This is a genomic window from Pseudomonas sp. RL_5y_Pfl2_69, from assembly GCF_963970465.1.
Classification (GTDB): Bacteria; Pseudomonadota; Gammaproteobacteria; order Pseudomonadales; family Pseudomonadaceae; genus Aquipseudomonas.
Genome location: NZ_CAXAOU010000004.1, coordinates 115,164 through 128,874, shown reverse-complemented (window position 1 = coordinate 128,874; position 13,711 = coordinate 115,164). Strand labels below are relative to the sequence as shown.

Annotated in this window: 12 protein-coding genes; 6 read left to right on the top strand and 6 right to left on the bottom strand. The window is 60.2% G+C overall.

From position 1 onward, the window contains the following. Window positions 1–83 precede the first annotated feature (83 nt). A complete protein-coding gene (locus AACY07_RS09065; protein ID WP_133076902.1) occupies window positions 84–782 on the top strand; it encodes a CoA transferase subunit A in 699 nt (232 codons plus the stop codon). Window positions 783–821: 39 nt separating this feature from the next. After that, window positions 822–1,481: a CoA transferase subunit B gene (locus AACY07_RS09060; RefSeq protein ID WP_133076903.1), complete on the top strand. Its 660-nt coding sequence runs from the start codon at window positions 822–824 to the stop codon at window positions 1,479–1,481. A gap of 165 nt (window positions 1,482–1,646) precedes the next feature. Here the strand turns inward: AACY07_RS09060 and AACY07_RS09055 are convergent, their stop codons facing one another. Then, the gene (locus AACY07_RS09055) at window positions 1,647–2,096 is read right to left on the bottom strand and encodes a winged helix-turn-helix transcriptional regulator (RefSeq protein WP_133076904.1); all 450 of its coding nucleotides are present in this window, start codon (window positions 2,094–2,096) and stop codon (window positions 1,647–1,649) included. A gap of 122 nt (window positions 2,097–2,218) precedes the next feature. Here AACY07_RS09055 and AACY07_RS09050 point away from each other — a divergent pair, with 122 nt between their 5' ends. Beyond that, a complete protein-coding gene (locus AACY07_RS09050; RefSeq protein WP_339474476.1) occupies window positions 2,219–3,469 on the top strand; it encodes an MFS transporter in 1,251 nt (416 codons plus the stop codon). Window positions 3,470–3,485: 16 nt separating this feature from the next. Here AACY07_RS09050 and AACY07_RS09045 read toward each other — a convergent pair whose 3' ends face one another. Together AACY07_RS09045 and AACY07_RS09040 are read right to left on the bottom strand one after the other, a co-directional pair. Further along, entirely contained in the window at window positions 3,486–4,142 is a 657-nt protein-coding gene (locus AACY07_RS09045) for an MgtC/SapB family protein (RefSeq protein WP_326426582.1), read from the bottom strand. A 109-nt stretch (window positions 4,143–4,251) separates the two neighbouring features. Continuing rightward, entirely contained in the window at window positions 4,252–5,277 is a 1,026-nt protein-coding gene (locus AACY07_RS09040) for a GlxA family transcriptional regulator (protein WP_219263101.1), read from the bottom strand. A 370-nt stretch (window positions 5,278–5,647) separates the two neighbouring features. On the opposite strand from AACY07_RS09040, the gene AACY07_RS09035 reads away from it, so the two are divergent. Continuing rightward, window positions 5,648–6,187 (top strand): DUF1523 family protein, encoded by a 540-nt coding sequence (locus AACY07_RS09035; protein WP_133076908.1) that lies wholly within the window; start codon window positions 5,648–5,650, stop codon window positions 6,185–6,187. A 47-nt stretch (window positions 6,188–6,234) separates the two neighbouring features. On the opposite strand, the gene AACY07_RS09030 is transcribed toward AACY07_RS09035, so the two are convergent. Continuing rightward, the gene (locus AACY07_RS09030) at window positions 6,235–7,527 is read right to left on the bottom strand and encodes an MFS transporter (protein WP_339474474.1); all 1,293 of its coding nucleotides are present in this window, start codon (window positions 7,525–7,527) and stop codon (window positions 6,235–6,237) included. 359 nt (window positions 7,528–7,886) lie between these two features. After that, on the bottom strand, window positions 7,887–8,750 hold the full coding sequence (locus AACY07_RS09025; RefSeq protein ID WP_133076910.1) for a diguanylate cyclase domain-containing protein: 864 nt from the start codon (window positions 8,748–8,750) through the stop codon (window positions 7,887–7,889). A gap of 332 nt (window positions 8,751–9,082) precedes the next feature. Here AACY07_RS09025 and AACY07_RS09020 point away from each other — a divergent pair, with 332 nt between their 5' ends. Continuing rightward, window positions 9,083–10,441 carry an 8-oxoguanine deaminase gene (locus tag AACY07_RS09020; RefSeq protein ID WP_339474472.1) on the top strand — a complete coding sequence of 453 codons (1,359 nt, stop codon included), beginning with the start codon at window positions 9,083–9,085 and terminating at the stop codon, window positions 10,439–10,441. A 126-nt stretch (window positions 10,442–10,567) separates the two neighbouring features. Next, window positions 10,568–12,082, top strand: a complete 1,515-nt coding sequence (locus AACY07_RS09015; RefSeq protein ID WP_339474470.1) for a nucleobase:cation symporter-2 family protein — start codon at window positions 10,568–10,570, stop codon at window positions 12,080–12,082. Window positions 12,083–12,178: 96 nt separating this feature from the next. On the opposite strand, the gene AACY07_RS09010 is transcribed toward AACY07_RS09015, so the two are convergent. Beyond that, window positions 12,179–13,390, bottom strand: a complete 1,212-nt coding sequence (locus tag AACY07_RS09010; RefSeq protein WP_339474468.1) for a YeeE/YedE family protein — start codon at window positions 13,388–13,390, stop codon at window positions 12,179–12,181. Between the last annotated feature and the right edge of the window lie 321 nt (window positions 13,391–13,711).

Genomic DNA, 13,711 nt, shown 5'->3' with positions numbered 1-13,711 from the left:
AATCAACTTAACAAATCAATTACATCCGGTAACACTCGCTTCATACGGCTAACAACAGCCCACTAAAAACAAGAGAGGTGCGTATGGCAGGTTTCGACAAGCGTGTGGGCTCCTACGAGGAGGCTCTGGCCGGACTCAAGGACGGCATGACCGTTATCTCTGGCGGCTTTGGCCTGTGTGGCATCCCCGAAAACCTGATCAACGAGATCAAGCGTCAGGGCATCCGCGACCTGACCGTGGTTTCGAACAACTGTGGCGTTGACGGTTTCGGTCTGGGCGTGCTGCTCGAAGACCGCCAGATCAGCAAAGTGATCGCCTCGTACGTGGGTGAAAACGCCCTGTTCGAGAAGCAGCTGCTGAGCGGTGAAATCGAAGTCGAACTGACGCCCCAAGGCACCCTGGCCGAAAAAATGCGCGCTGGCGGTGCCGGCATTCCGGCATTTTTTACCGCAACCGGCGTCGGCACTCCGGTTGCCGACGGCAAGGAAACCCGCGAGTTCAAGGGCCGCGCCTACCTGATGGAAGAGTCCATCACGGGCGATTTCGCCATTGTCAAAGGCTGGAAAGCCGACCACTTCGGCAATGTGATCTACCGCCACACCGCGCAGAACTTCAATCCGCTGGCCGCCACTGCCGGCAGGATTACCGTGGTTGAAGTCGAAGAAATCGTCGAGCCCGGCGAGCTGGACCCGACCCAGATCCATACCCCGGGCATCTACGTCGACCGGATCATTTGCGGCACCTTCGAAAAACGCATCGAACAGCTCACCGAGCGTTCCTGATCCCTGCCCAACTCCTGAACCCGAGCACGGAGAACAACCATGGCTCTTTCCCGCGAACAAATGGCTCAGCGCGTCGCCCGCGAAATGCAGGACGGCTTCTATGTAAACCTGGGCATCGGCATCCCGACCCTGGTCGCCAACTACATTCCCGAAGGCATGGAAGTCATGCTGCAATCGGAAAACGGCCTGCTGGGCATGGGTGCATTCCCCCGCGTCGGTGAAGCGGACGCCGACATGATCAACGCCGGCAAGCAAACCGTCACCGCGCGCACCGGGGCGTCGATTTTCTCCTCGGCAGAGTCGTTCGCGATGATTCGCGGCGGCCATATCGACCTCACCGTACTCGGTGCCTTTGAAGTCGACGTACACGGCAACATCGCCTCCTGGATGATCCCCGGCAAGCTGGTCAAGGGCATGGGCGGCGCGATGGACCTGGTGGCCGGCGCGGAAAACATCATCGTCACCATGACCCACGCCTCCAAGGACGGAGAGTCCAAGCTGTTGTCCCGTTGCAGCCTGCCTTTGACCGGCGCGGGTTGCATCAAGCGTGTCTTGACCGACCTTGCCTATCTGGAAATAGACAACGGTGCATTCATCCTCAAGGAACGCGCACCCGGCGTCAGCGTCGACGAAATCGTTCGCAAAACCGCAGGCAAGCTGATCGTCCCGGACCACGTCCCGGAAATGCAATTCGTCTGAACCGTTCACTCAAGAGCAACGCTGCTCAAGTGTGGGAGCGGGATTGCTCGCGAGGGTCTTAAGAGCACCGCATTAACTCAGTAAAGACGCGTCATCGTTAACGACCATCGCGAGCAAGCCCGCTCCCACAGAGCCAAAAAAAACCTGAGTGAACAGCATTGCCAGTCACAGCGTTTTTTTGATGACCCGGGTCTGCTCAGGGGCAATCACCTGTCCCTGGGCGCTGATGGGCTGCATCAACCCCAACGGCTGCCCTGTGGCTGTATCCACGAGTTGCGAGCGGGCCTCGTGCGGCTCGAACGCATGCTGCTCTGCCCATTGGCGCAAAGCCACGACCACCGGGAACAACCCCTCACCCTTCGCCGTCAAGACGTACTCCTGATACGAGGTCCCGTCAGAGGCTGGCTGCACCTGCAGAATACCGGCCTCGACCAGCCCCTTTAGACGCTGGGTCAGCACGCTGCGCGCCACCCCCAGACCATTCTGGAAGTCTCCAAATCGCCTGACCCCATCGAACGCGTCGCGCACGATCAATAACGACCAGCGATCGCCGATCAAGTCCACAGTCCGTGCCACCGGACACGTTGGGGCTGGATCCATATGCTGCCTTGCCATGCTCGCTCCTTTGTTTGCCCTGGAAATCCGGGTGACTTCCCGCATCAAGTTTCATTTTAAGACTGGCTGACCTAGAATGAAACCAGTCTTATTTCGAGACTGGATTGCCGAGAGGTTTACCCGTGCCCAACAATCAACTCTATCCCGTTACTGCATCGGTCCCGCTGCGCACACCGCGAGGGCTGGTCGGGGTGTTTGCCTGCGCCAGCGGGCTGAGTGTGGCGAACGTTTATTACGCCCAGCCGTTGCTTGACCAGGTGGCAGAAGATTTTGCCATCAGCCCTGGCGCGGTCGGCGGTGTGATTACCGCCACTCAGGTCGGCAGTGTGCTGGCCTTGCTGCTGATCGTGCCCCTGGGCGACCAGGTAAATCGCCGGACCTTGATGCTGGCCCAGATCGGCGCACTGATCGCCGGGCTTTTTTGCGTGGCCATGACCCACTCCCCCTTGATCATGCTGCTGGCCATGCTCGGGATAGGCCTGCTGGGAACCGCCATGACCCAGGGCCTGATCGCCTTCGCCGCCACCGCGTCCTTGCCGCAAGAACGCGGTCGGGTGGTGGGCACGGTCCAGGGCGGGGTTGTGATTGGCCTGTTGCTGTCACGGCTGGCAGCCGGGCTGATTGCGGACCTGGCCGGGTGGCGCTGGGTTTATCTGGGTTCAGCACTGGTGATGATGGCGCTCGGCTTGATCCTCTACAAAGTCTTGCCGTCACAGCGACCGTCAGCCACACCCACTGGATATGCGCGGCTGGTGCTCTCGATGTTTACATTGCTCAGGGAAGATCCCGTGCTGCAAATCCGCGGGATGCTCGCCTTGTTCATTTTTGCGGTGCTGGGGATTTTCTGGAGTGCGCTGGTGTTTCTCCTGACCCACGCGCCCTACGGGTTTTCGCACACAACCATCGGCACATTTGGCCTGGTGGGCGTAGTGGGTGCACTGGCGGCCACCCGCGCCGGGGTCTGGGCGGATAAAGGGCTGGGGCAATGGACAACCGGCATATCCCTGGGATTGCTGATACTGGCCTGGATTGCACTCTGGCTTACGACTTACTCGATGGTTTGGCTGGTTGTCGGCGTCGTGATCCTCGACCTCGGCGCCCAGGCCATTCATGTCACCAACCAGAGCATGATTTTCAACACACGCCCCGATGCACACAGTCGTGTCGTGGGCTGCTACATGCTGTTTTATGCCATAGGCAGCGGGTTTGGCGCACTGGCGTCCACGGCCCTTTACGCGGCATGGGGCTGGACCGGCGTGTGCCTGCTCGGCGCCGGCGTCAGCCTGACGGCCCTCGTTTTCTGGGCCGTCACACTGAGCCAGATGCCGGGCACTGTTCAGCACACGAGAACAGTCACCCGGCACACCGGATAACTACGCCGAACGGCTGTCAGTGGGGAGGTGGCTCCTCACGGACATCCGGGATCGTCAGAATCTTTTTCAACAGCTCTGCGGTTTCCACCCGACTGGTTTTCCTGAACTCGACCGTGATGCTTTCGGTGCCCATGTCAGGCCCCTGCTCGACCACCACCTGCTTGAGACGGCCAGCATCGGCACCGAGAAAGTCCTCGAGGCTCTGGCGATTCAACACCCCGATCGGCGCTACCAGCTTGATGACATGCACCTTTATGTAATCGCGATACCGGTGCTCAATCGGCCCGATGGTAATCAGGATAAGCAGAATCAGAAGGGTCGCGGCCACCCCCAGCAAATACAGCCCGCCTCCGATGGTCATACCGATGGCCGCGACCGCCCACAGGCTTGCGGCTGTTGTTAGCCCCTTGATCACTTCACCGCGCATCATGATCGAGCCGGCACCGAGAAAGCCGATGCCGGTGACGATCTGCGCGGCGATCCGCGAAGGATCGAGTTGCGTGCCCTGCTGGGTCAGCGCCTGTTGAAAACCAAAGGCCGATACGATCATAAATAGACACGCCCCGGTCGCCACCAGCATATGGGTGCGCAAACCTGCGGTCCAAAACTGATGCTCCCGTTGCAAACCAATCATGCTGCCCAACACCGAGGCCAACAGCAGACGCGCGATCATTTCCCATTCCGAAATCATTCAAGTCCCTCAAGCCAGAGCTTCTGCCTGCGCAGTCAAGCCAACAGCATAGCCAAGGTTCAGCCGTGTGCAGCGCCGCCATGCATCAACGCTATTTGACCAGGCGCACTTCCCTGGATGGCCGGTAGCCGAAATAGGCGCTGTAACACTTGCTGAAATGGCTGGGCGACACGAACCCGCAGGCCACCAGCACATCCACCTGTGACAACTCGGTGTGTTGCAGCAGGCGACGGGCTTCGGTGATGCGCAGCTCGAGGTAATAGCGCTGCGGCGTGGTGCCCAACTGCTCCTTGAACAGGCGCTCCAGCTGGCGACGGGAACGACCGACATAGACCGCCAGTTGTTCCAGCTCCAGAGGTTCCTCAAGGTTGGCGTCCATCAGCATGACCACTTCACGCAGTGGGGCGCTCACGCAGATGTTCTGCGCAGGCTTGATCCGCCGATAGCGGGACTCTTCGAACGCCAGGATATCCTCGATCCCCTCCACCAGCGCCTTGTCATGCAAGCCCTTGATCCAGCCCAGCGCCATCTGGAACGCCCCCGCAGGGCTGGAGGCCGTCAGGCGGTCACGGTCAATGACGTACGGCTCGCTGGTGACCTGGGCTGCCTTGGCCACTTCGGCCAGTGCGGGCCGGTGTTCAGGGTGGATAGCGCAACGGTAACCGTCCAGCAGCCCGGCACTGGCCAGAAACCAGGCACCGTTCCATAACCCGCCAAGAGTAATGCCCGCGCTGGAAGCGGCCCTGAGCAGGCTGACCAGTTCGTCGCTGATGTGGAGTTCGGTTCTGTAGCCACCGCAAATGACCAGCAGGTCCAGTTCATCGATCATCCCCGGATCAATGCGCGCATCGGGGCGGATCACCAGGCCCAGATCGCTGATGACCTCACCGTCGCTCAAGCCATAGGTGCGCGATGTAAACAAACCGGCTCGCAGCAGGTTGGCGGTGATGAGGGTGTCCAGCGCCTGGGTAAACGCGGGCAGTGAAAAATGCTCAAGCAGCACAAAACCCGTGCGGACCACCGGGCCAGCCTCGGCGGGGCTGTCGTTGAGATAGCGAAGGTTCTTGCCCTTCATGCCAGTGCTGAATTGACGTCGCTCGATCAAGGTTCGATCCATTTCTTATGCAGTGATAAGGCCCAATGCTACCCCCCGGCAGGCTAAAAAGCTCCTCCTGCCATGGGGCACAGCTGCCGTACTTGTGCACAAAACCTGTAGTCGCTGCCGCAGGCTGCGATCGGGCCCGAAGGGCTCGCGCTGTGCAAAAGCCGAAGGTCCTTCGGACCTTATCGCAGCCTGCGGCAGCGACTACAGGTTTTGTGCCCCCACGCGCCAACAGCGGCTTATGGTGTAGAGGAACAACTAAACTGCTACAAATCATGTAGGCAACTCACTCGGAACTTGTAGTCCTTTACGTAGGCTGCGATAAGCTCCGCCAGTGGTTCAATCAACAGCAATCAGGAATTATCAATATGTACGGGGTTTTTGCATGAAGTGGCTCAAGGGCATCATTCTGGGCGCGATCCTGCTTGCAGTCGGCGCTGTAGCGCTGGGGCTGTTTTACTTTCTGCCTCAACACGATGTGGTGATGGTCACCGGGGTTGAAGTCAAACGGGTCGATCACAATGGCGTCATCAACGCTGAAAATCCGGCTGACGGCCCGACCCGCGATGTGTACTTCATCAACACCGAAGACCCGGTGACCAAGGAAGTCATGGTTTATCGCAACGAGGATACCGGCTGGTCCTTCCCCTGGTATTTCAAGTTCGACTCCGCTGACATCCAGGCCAAGGCCCAGGGATACTCCCGCGATGCCGAGCAGCTGGCACTGATTCGATATTACGGATGGCGCATCAAGATCTTCTCGGTGTTCCCGAACATCACCGCGATCGAAGCCACCAAGACCCGCGATGAACCCTTCCCCTGGTTCAACACGGTGTTCTTCAGCGTAATGGCACTGGTGGTGCTGTTTATTGCCGTGTTTGTAAAACGCCGCGTCAAACGCCGCCCGCAAATGCCGGTGAGCTGATCAATGCGCCCCTGCCGGGGCGCATTCCTTTCCATCGTGCGCGCCCCCTAGGCCTGACGCTGCGCCCTGTGCTCGTCTTCACCGTCGGCATCGCGCTCGTGATCGAGCACGGCCTGGGCCAGGTCTTCAGTGACGCGCATCTCCACGCCCACCGCCGACATCTGTGCCGCTGCAGTGAACGGTGCGGCCGTGACAGGCTCCGAACGCTTGCCGCGCCGCCACACAAACAGCAGCACCAGGCACACATTGAGCGCAGCCAGCGCCCAGAACAGCCCGCCTTCACCCACTTTGGTCATCAACGGTGAAATCACCAGCGGGCTGACGGCAGAACCCAGGGAGTTGATCAGCAACAAACCCTGGATCATGCGCACGATCGCCCCCGACGATGCCCGATCCGCCGCGTGACTGACTGCCACCGGGTAAATCGCGAAAATGCCGCCCCCCAGCAGGAAAAACGCCACGACCAGCAAGGGCGACCCAGGCGGCAGGAACAGGATGATCAGCGACAACACCGCGCAGGCAGCCCCCAGCACGATCAGCACCAGATGCCTGTCCTGATGATCCGACCAGCGCCCGACCGGGTACTGCAACAGCATGGCGCCGAGGATGACACTGGCCATCATGTGTCCGACTTCAGTCACGTCCATGCCGATGCGTTGCAGGTACAGCGGCAGCAGTGCATACACCGCCGCAATGGCAATGCCCGAACCAAAGCAGCCGATGACCCCGGTCGGCGTTGTGCGCAGTAACTGCAGCGGCATCAGCGGTTCGGCGCGTTCAACGATGGGCGTTGCACGGGGAATCATGACAATGGGCAACAGGGACAGCGAGGCCAGGATGGCCGCAATCATGAAGGGGATGGTGTCACCGGTTTGCGCGATGGCACCCAGGTTGACTTGCCCCAGCAGGCCTGCGCCGTAGAGGGCAATCATGTACAGCGCCAGCAGGCGCCCGCGGATCTTGGGGTCGGCCGCCATCAGCAACCAGCTTTCCACCACAAGAAACACACCGACACTGGCCCAGCCTGTGATCAGCCGCAACACGAACCAGGTCCAGGGATCTGAGCTCATCCCCTGGAACAGAATCATGGTGGCGATCAGGGCGGCGAAGCAGCTGTAGGCGCGGATATGGCCGATCCGCACGATCAACCGGTCATTGAAAATCGAGCCCAGGGTCAGGCCGATGAAATAAGCCGAAGAGACGATGCCGACCATGGTGGCTGACTCGCCCAGGGTATCGAGTCGCAATGTCGTCAGTGACGCAAGCATGCCGTTGCCGATGCTGATGATAAACAGCCCAAGTAAAGGTGCCAGCGCCATCGCCAGCAGTTGCACAGACATAATTAACTCACGACCTCATTGATCAATGGAAAAACCCGCGACAGGCAGGTGCAGCCCGGCACGGGCAAAGACCGGGGCGGGAGGAGAAAACAGGTATGTGTGATTGAGCTTCGTTCGACGCCACAGCCGTGGCTGGCGAGTTACAGGAAAGGTTCAAGGCAGGCTGGGCGCAAACCTTGGCACTGACCGGGCATGCAAAACCAGGGCGCGCATGTTAGCCGCTGAGACGTGCAAGTTGAAGAGACGGCGATCTGATTTTTCAACCCATAGCGCCAAAAAACGCCCTCCCCGGGGAGCAAAACGCCAACGGCGCCGTATCCGGCCACGAAAAGGTGCAGGCGAAGCCACCGCACGGACCTTCACCCGGCCAGAGAACGGCTTCGCTTGACCCGGTACATCTCGCCATCGGCATGGCTGAGTAGCGTATCGGCATCCACCCCGTCTGCCGGATAAAAGGCCACGCCGATACTGCAGGACGGCATATACATCCCGCCAAACTCGGCGCCCAGCGGCTGGGCCATGACCGCGTTGATCTGTGCGACTTTATCGAGCACGACGTCCTGCGAGCCAATATCCGTCAACAGGACCGTGAACTCATCGCCGCCCATCCGTGCCACGGTGTCCGTCTCGCGCACGCAGCTCTCCAGCCGTCGAGCCGCCATGCACAACACACGATCGCCCATGGCATGCCCGTAAATGTCATTGATGCCCTTGAAGTCATTCATGTCCACGAACAGCAGGGCCAGAGTGCTTTTGCGACGGTTCGCCGCCCGCAGGGCCAGGTCCAGCCGATCATTGAACAGCGAGCGGTTGGTCAGCTTTGTCAGCGGATCATGATGGGCAAGGAAGCGCAATTCATCTTCGGCGTCCCTGAGGGCCGTCACGTCCCGCGCAACGCCGATGCGCGCGCCCACATCCTCGGACCAAAAGGCAGCCCAGAGGATATGCACGATGCTTCCATCCTTGCGGATGTAGCGGTTGCGAAAATCAACGTGAGCCTGGCCGTTCATGACCCGGGCAATAGAGGCCCGAGTGGTCGTCAGATCCTCAGGATGCATGTAGTCCGTAATAACGGTTCCGGTCAGTTCCTCGGCAAAGTAGCCGAGCAGCGCCTCGCAGGCATTACTGACAAATGCAATCCGGTTGTCCCTGTCGACCACAAAAACCGTGTCCAGCATCAAATGAATCAGCTTGGGGTAGAGAGCGTCCAGGTCAACGGGCATAGGGTTGTGCGTCCGGTAAATAGCGCATTTGGATCATAGAGTGATGGCAATGTAATGGCAAAACATTCCCTTTTCCTGACCCAAGAACTGGACGGGTGGATCGGGCACCCATTGTTACCGGGTAAATCAGCGCCCACTTTACTTGTATACAATCCATTTAAATTCTGGTTACATAAATCCACGCCTACGACCCCGGCAGTCGCCGGTGCGTACTGCGACGGTTAATAACCATGCAACCTCCACAGCGGCTCGAACCCATCGAGCGTCATCCAGACATGTCATTCAACACGCACACCGATGCTTGCTTGAGCCATCACGGAAGAGGAAAACCCATGCCCAAAACTTTACTGGTCAAAAACGCAGATCTTTTGGTGACAATGGATGGTGAACGTCGGGAGATCAGGCGCGGTGGCCTGTTCATAGAAGGCAACCTGATCAGGCAGGTCGGTCCAACCGACACCCTGCCCCAACACGCCGACGTGATTCTGGACATGGCCGGCAAAGTGGTGATCCCGGGGCTGGTCAATACCCACCACCACATGTACCAGAGCCTGACCCGTGTAGTACCGGCGGCGCAGGACGGCGAATTGTTCAACTGGCTGACAAACTTGTATCCAATCTGGGCGCGACTGACGCCTGAAATGATCGCCATTTCGACCCAAACCGCGATGGCCGAACTGATTTTGTCCGGCTGCACCACATCCAGTGACCATCTCTACATCTACCCCAACGGCTGCAAGCTCGACGACAGCATCCATGCAGCGGCAGAGATTGGCATGCGCTTTCACGCTGCCCGCGGCAGCATGAGTGTGGGCCAAAGCCTGGGTGGTTTGCCGCCCGACTCGGTGGTGGAAAAAGAAAGCGACATCCTCAAGGATTCCCAGCGCCTGATCGAGGACTACCACGACGCCCGTCATGGCTCGATGCTGCGCATGGTCGTGGCGCCCTGCTCACCTTTTTCAGTGAGCCGCGACCTGATGCGCGAATCAGCCGTTCTTGCGCGCCAGTACGGTGTGTCGCTGCACACGCACCTTGCGGAGAACATCAACGACATCGCCTACAGCCGCGAGAAGTTCGGCATGACTCCTGCCCAATACGTCGAAGACCTGGGCTGGGTCGGCCCCGACGTGTGGCACGCCCACTGTGTGCAACTGGACCAGCACGGCATCGAACTGTTCGCCCGCACCGGTACCGGGGTCGCCCACTGCCCGTGCTCGAACATGCGACTGGGTTCGGGGATCGCGCCGATCCGCACGATGCGCGACCACGGCGTATCGGTGGGCCTGGGTGTCGACGGTTCGGCCTCCAACGATGGAGCCAGCATGATCGGCGAAGTACGCCAGGCGCTGCTGTTGCAGCGTGTCGGTTTTGGCCCTGACGCGATGTCCGCCCGCGAGGCGCTGGAGATCGCAACACTGGGAGGTGCCAAAGTACTCAACCGCAATGACATTGGTGCCCTGGCCCCCGGCATGGTGGCGGACTTCGTGGCCTTCGACCTTGGCCACCTGGCCTATGCCGGCGCCCTGCACGATCCACTGGCTGCCCTGGTGTTCTGCACCCCGACCCACGTCGACACCAGCGTGATCAATGGTCGTGTGGTGGTAAAGGACGGCCACCTCACCACCGTCGACCTGCCCCGGGTGCTGGAGCGCCACAACCAGTTGGCCCGTCAGTTGGTCAGCGGCGAATGATCCGCTCAAAGCGTTGCGCTCTGCACTGAGGGCAACGACGGGCCGCTACTGAGCCCAACACTCGTCGAATGCGACTGAGAACGTGCTGTTAGACGCATCTAAAATAACAAAAGCGAGCTACTCACCATGACTTCTTCCGCTTCATCTCGTCCAGAGGACGAAAACCTCGGTATTGGCGCCAACCTGGCCTACGGACTTCAGCATGTGCTGACCATGTACGGAGGCATCATCGCTGTCCCCCTGATCATCGGTCAGGCTGTCGGCCTTTCTTCAGCCGATGTTGGCCTGCTGATCGCGGCATCGCTGTTCGCAGGAGGCCTGGCCACATTGCTGCAAACCCTTGGCATTCCCTTCTTCGGCTGTCGCCTGCCGCTGGTTCAGGGGGTGTCCTTCGCCGGTGTCGCAACCATGGTGGCCATTATCGGCAGCGACGGGGCTGGCGGGCTGCCTGTGGTGTTCGGGGCGGTGATTGTGGCGTCGTTGGTGGGCTTGCTGATCACGCCGTTGTTTTCGAGCATCATCAAGTACTTTCCGCCGCTGGTGACGGGTATCGTCATCGTCACCATCGGCCTGACCCTAATGCCTGTCACGGCCCGCTGGGCCATGGGTGGCAACAGTCAGGCCGCAGACTTTGGCAGCACGGCCAACATCGGCCTGGCGGCATTCACGCTGGTGACCGTACTGCTGCTGAGCAAGCTGGGGAGCGCCAGTATTTCTCGCCTGTCGATTCTGCTGGCGATCGTCATCGGCACCCTGGTCGCATGGGCCTTTGGCATGACCGACTTCTCCAATGTACTGGAAGGCTCGCTGGTCGCACTGCCCGAAGTCCTGCACTACGGCATGCCTGAGTTCAGGCTTGCCGCCATCCTGTCGATGCTGATCGTGATCATCGTGACCATGGTCGAAACCTCCGCGGACATCCTCGCCGTCGGAGAGATCATCGAAACCAAGGTCGACTCGAAACGCCTCGGCAACGGCCTGCGGGCGGACATGATCTCCAGCGCCCTGGCGCCACTGTTTGGCTCCTTCACCCAGAGTGCCTTTGCGCAAAACGTTGGCCTGGTAGCCGTCACCGGCGTGAAAAGCCGCTACGTAGTGGCGACGGCGGGATTGATCCTGGTGACGCTGGGCCTGCTGCCGGTCATGGGCAGACTGGTGGCGGCCGTACCCACTGCCGTCCTCGGTGGTGCTGGCCTGGTACTGTTCGGCACCGTCGCGGCCAGCGGCATCCGCACCCTGGCCCAGGTGGATTACCGCAACAACATGAACCTGATCATCGTGGCGACATCGATCGGCTTCGGCATGATCCCGATTGCGGCGCCCAACTTCTATCACCACTTCCCGACGTGGTTCGAGACCATTTTCCACTCCGGCATCAGCTCGGCAGCGATCATGGCCATCCTGCTCAACCTGCTGTTCAACCACCTGCGGGCCGGTAACTCCGACCAACAGTCGGTATTCGTCGCCGCCAGCGATCGCATCCTGCACTCACGGGATATCAGCCGGCTCAACGACGGTGACGTGTTCCGCGATGGCAAGCTGTTCGACTGCAACGGCAAGGAAGTGCCGATTGTGGAGACCGACGAGCACCATGAGCACGCCTCGTCACCCCGTAAAAAGCACTTCGAGCAAGAACACTGATCAACCTTGAACCCAGGAAATCGGCATAAAGATTTCCTGTCGCTTTAATACGGGCGTTGCTGAGAAAGGATCAGCACGCCCGTACCGCCCGCCTTCTCAGCAGCCGCTCAGCGCCACCTGCCGACGCTCGCCTTCAAAGAACAATGGCCGCAGGCGCACGCCCACGCTATTGCCGATAAACGCTGCCACGAGCCACACCCAGCCATGCAGGCTGCCCGACGCGATGCCACTGAAATACGCACCGATGTTGCAGCCGTAGGCCAGACGCGAACCATAACCGAGCAACAAGCCGCCGATCACCGCCGCCACCAGCGAGCGGGCCGGGATTTTCAGGCTGGGTGCGAAACGCCCGGCCAGACCTGCTGCCAAGAGCGCACCCAGGACAATGCCCATGTTCATGACGCTGGTGACGTCTTCCCAGACAGGCGCGGCCAGGGCTTTGGCATTGCCCGGCATCTGCCAGAACGCCCAGCTGCCGACATCGACGCCCAACCCGCTCGCGGCCTTGGCGCCCCACAGTGCAAAGGCCGACGTAATGCCCCAGGGCCGCCCGGCCAGGGCCAGCGTGGCGTAATTGAGCAACGCCAGGCCGATCGCCCCCCACACCAACGGCCACGGCCCCCGCAAGAAGCGGCGCAGCCCCTGATGTTCGCTGCTAACGCCCTCTTCCAGCGTGCCATGACGGCCCTTTTCCAGGCGCACCGTCACCGCAGCAATGACTGCGAACACGGCCAGACTCAAGAGCAAAGCCGGAACCACGCCAAAGCTCTTGACGATGGAAACGGGTGCAAACGAGGGCAGCGCAAACCACCAGTCAACATGGTGAGTGGCAATCAGGGAGCCGCAGATAAAGAACAACAGCGTGACCAGCATTCGCGCATTGCCGCCACCGACGGTGAACAGGGTCCCGGACGCACACCCGCCGCCCAGTTGCATGCCGATCCCGAAAATGAATGCGCCGAACACCACCGAAATCCCGATAGGCGCCACCAGACCGACCACCGGCTGGCCAAACAAAGTGCCAGCTCCCAGCGCGGGGAAAAACAGCACCACCGCCACAGCGAGCATCACCATTTGCGCACGCAAACCTGCGCCGCGCCGATCATTGATAAACACCCGCCATGCCGAAGTAAATCCGAAGGCCGCGTGATAGAGCGTCAAACCCAGAGCGGCCCCGACGACCAGCAACAGAACCTGGCGCGAGCCGACACTGTTTTGCAGGAACGCTGCGCCAAACAACAAAAGGACAAAAGCCACCAGTGGCGCGACCGGCTTGCGCGCAGGAGACATGGAAAGAGAACGGCTCATGAGAAATCTCGATACCCAGGGAAGTGATGAATTGCGAAGGTGCCGAGTATAAACCTGCGCGGCGGGCAATTGCTGTGTAGCCGGTGTAGTCGCTGACGAGGAACGAAGGCTGCGATAGGCGTCATGATGTTTTACGACTGCTGCGTCGCAGTGGCGCACCAAACCGGACGCAGCCTCGCATGGCTCGTCAGCTGCTACGAATGTCGCAACTCATGCCACTGCGTAGCAGTTGACGAGTAGAACGAGGCTACGATCGAGATGGTGCGCCACTGCGACGAAGCGGTCGCAAAACCGGTGCGCACGGTGTGCCTGCGACTGCTT

Coding starts and splice junctions, on each gene's coding strand:
- AACY07_RS09030 (WP_339474474.1), bottom strand. CDS start 7,527: ATGTCTGTGCAACTGCTGGCGATGGCGCTGGCACCTTTACTTGGGCTG.
- AACY07_RS09015 (WP_339474470.1), top strand. CDS start 10,568: ATGACTTCTTCCGCTTCATCTCGTCCAGAGGACGAAAACCTCGGTATT.
- AACY07_RS09010 (WP_339474468.1), bottom strand. CDS start 13,390: ATGAGCCGTTCTCTTTCCATGTCTCCTGCGCGCAAGCCGGTCGCGCCA.
- AACY07_RS09040 (WP_219263101.1), bottom strand. CDS start 5,277: ATGGATCGAACCTTGATCGAGCGACGTCAATTCAGCACTGGCATGAAG.
- AACY07_RS09035 (WP_133076908.1), top strand. CDS start 5,648: ATGAAGTGGCTCAAGGGCATCATTCTGGGCGCGATCCTGCTTGCAGTC.
- AACY07_RS09020 (WP_339474472.1), top strand. CDS start 9,083: ATGCCCAAAACTTTACTGGTCAAAAACGCAGATCTTTTGGTGACAATG.
- AACY07_RS09045 (WP_326426582.1), bottom strand. CDS start 4,142: ATGATCGCGCGTCTGCTGTTGGCCTCGGTGTTGGGCAGCATGATTGGT.
- AACY07_RS09025 (WP_133076910.1), bottom strand. CDS start 8,750: ATGCCCGTTGACCTGGACGCTCTCTACCCCAAGCTGATTCATTTGATG.
- AACY07_RS09055 (WP_133076904.1), bottom strand. CDS start 2,096: ATGGCAAGGCAGCATATGGATCCAGCCCCAACGTGTCCGGTGGCACGG.
- AACY07_RS09065 (WP_133076902.1), top strand. CDS start 84: ATGGCAGGTTTCGACAAGCGTGTGGGCTCCTACGAGGAGGCTCTGGCC.
- AACY07_RS09060 (WP_133076903.1), top strand. CDS start 822: ATGGCTCTTTCCCGCGAACAAATGGCTCAGCGCGTCGCCCGCGAAATG.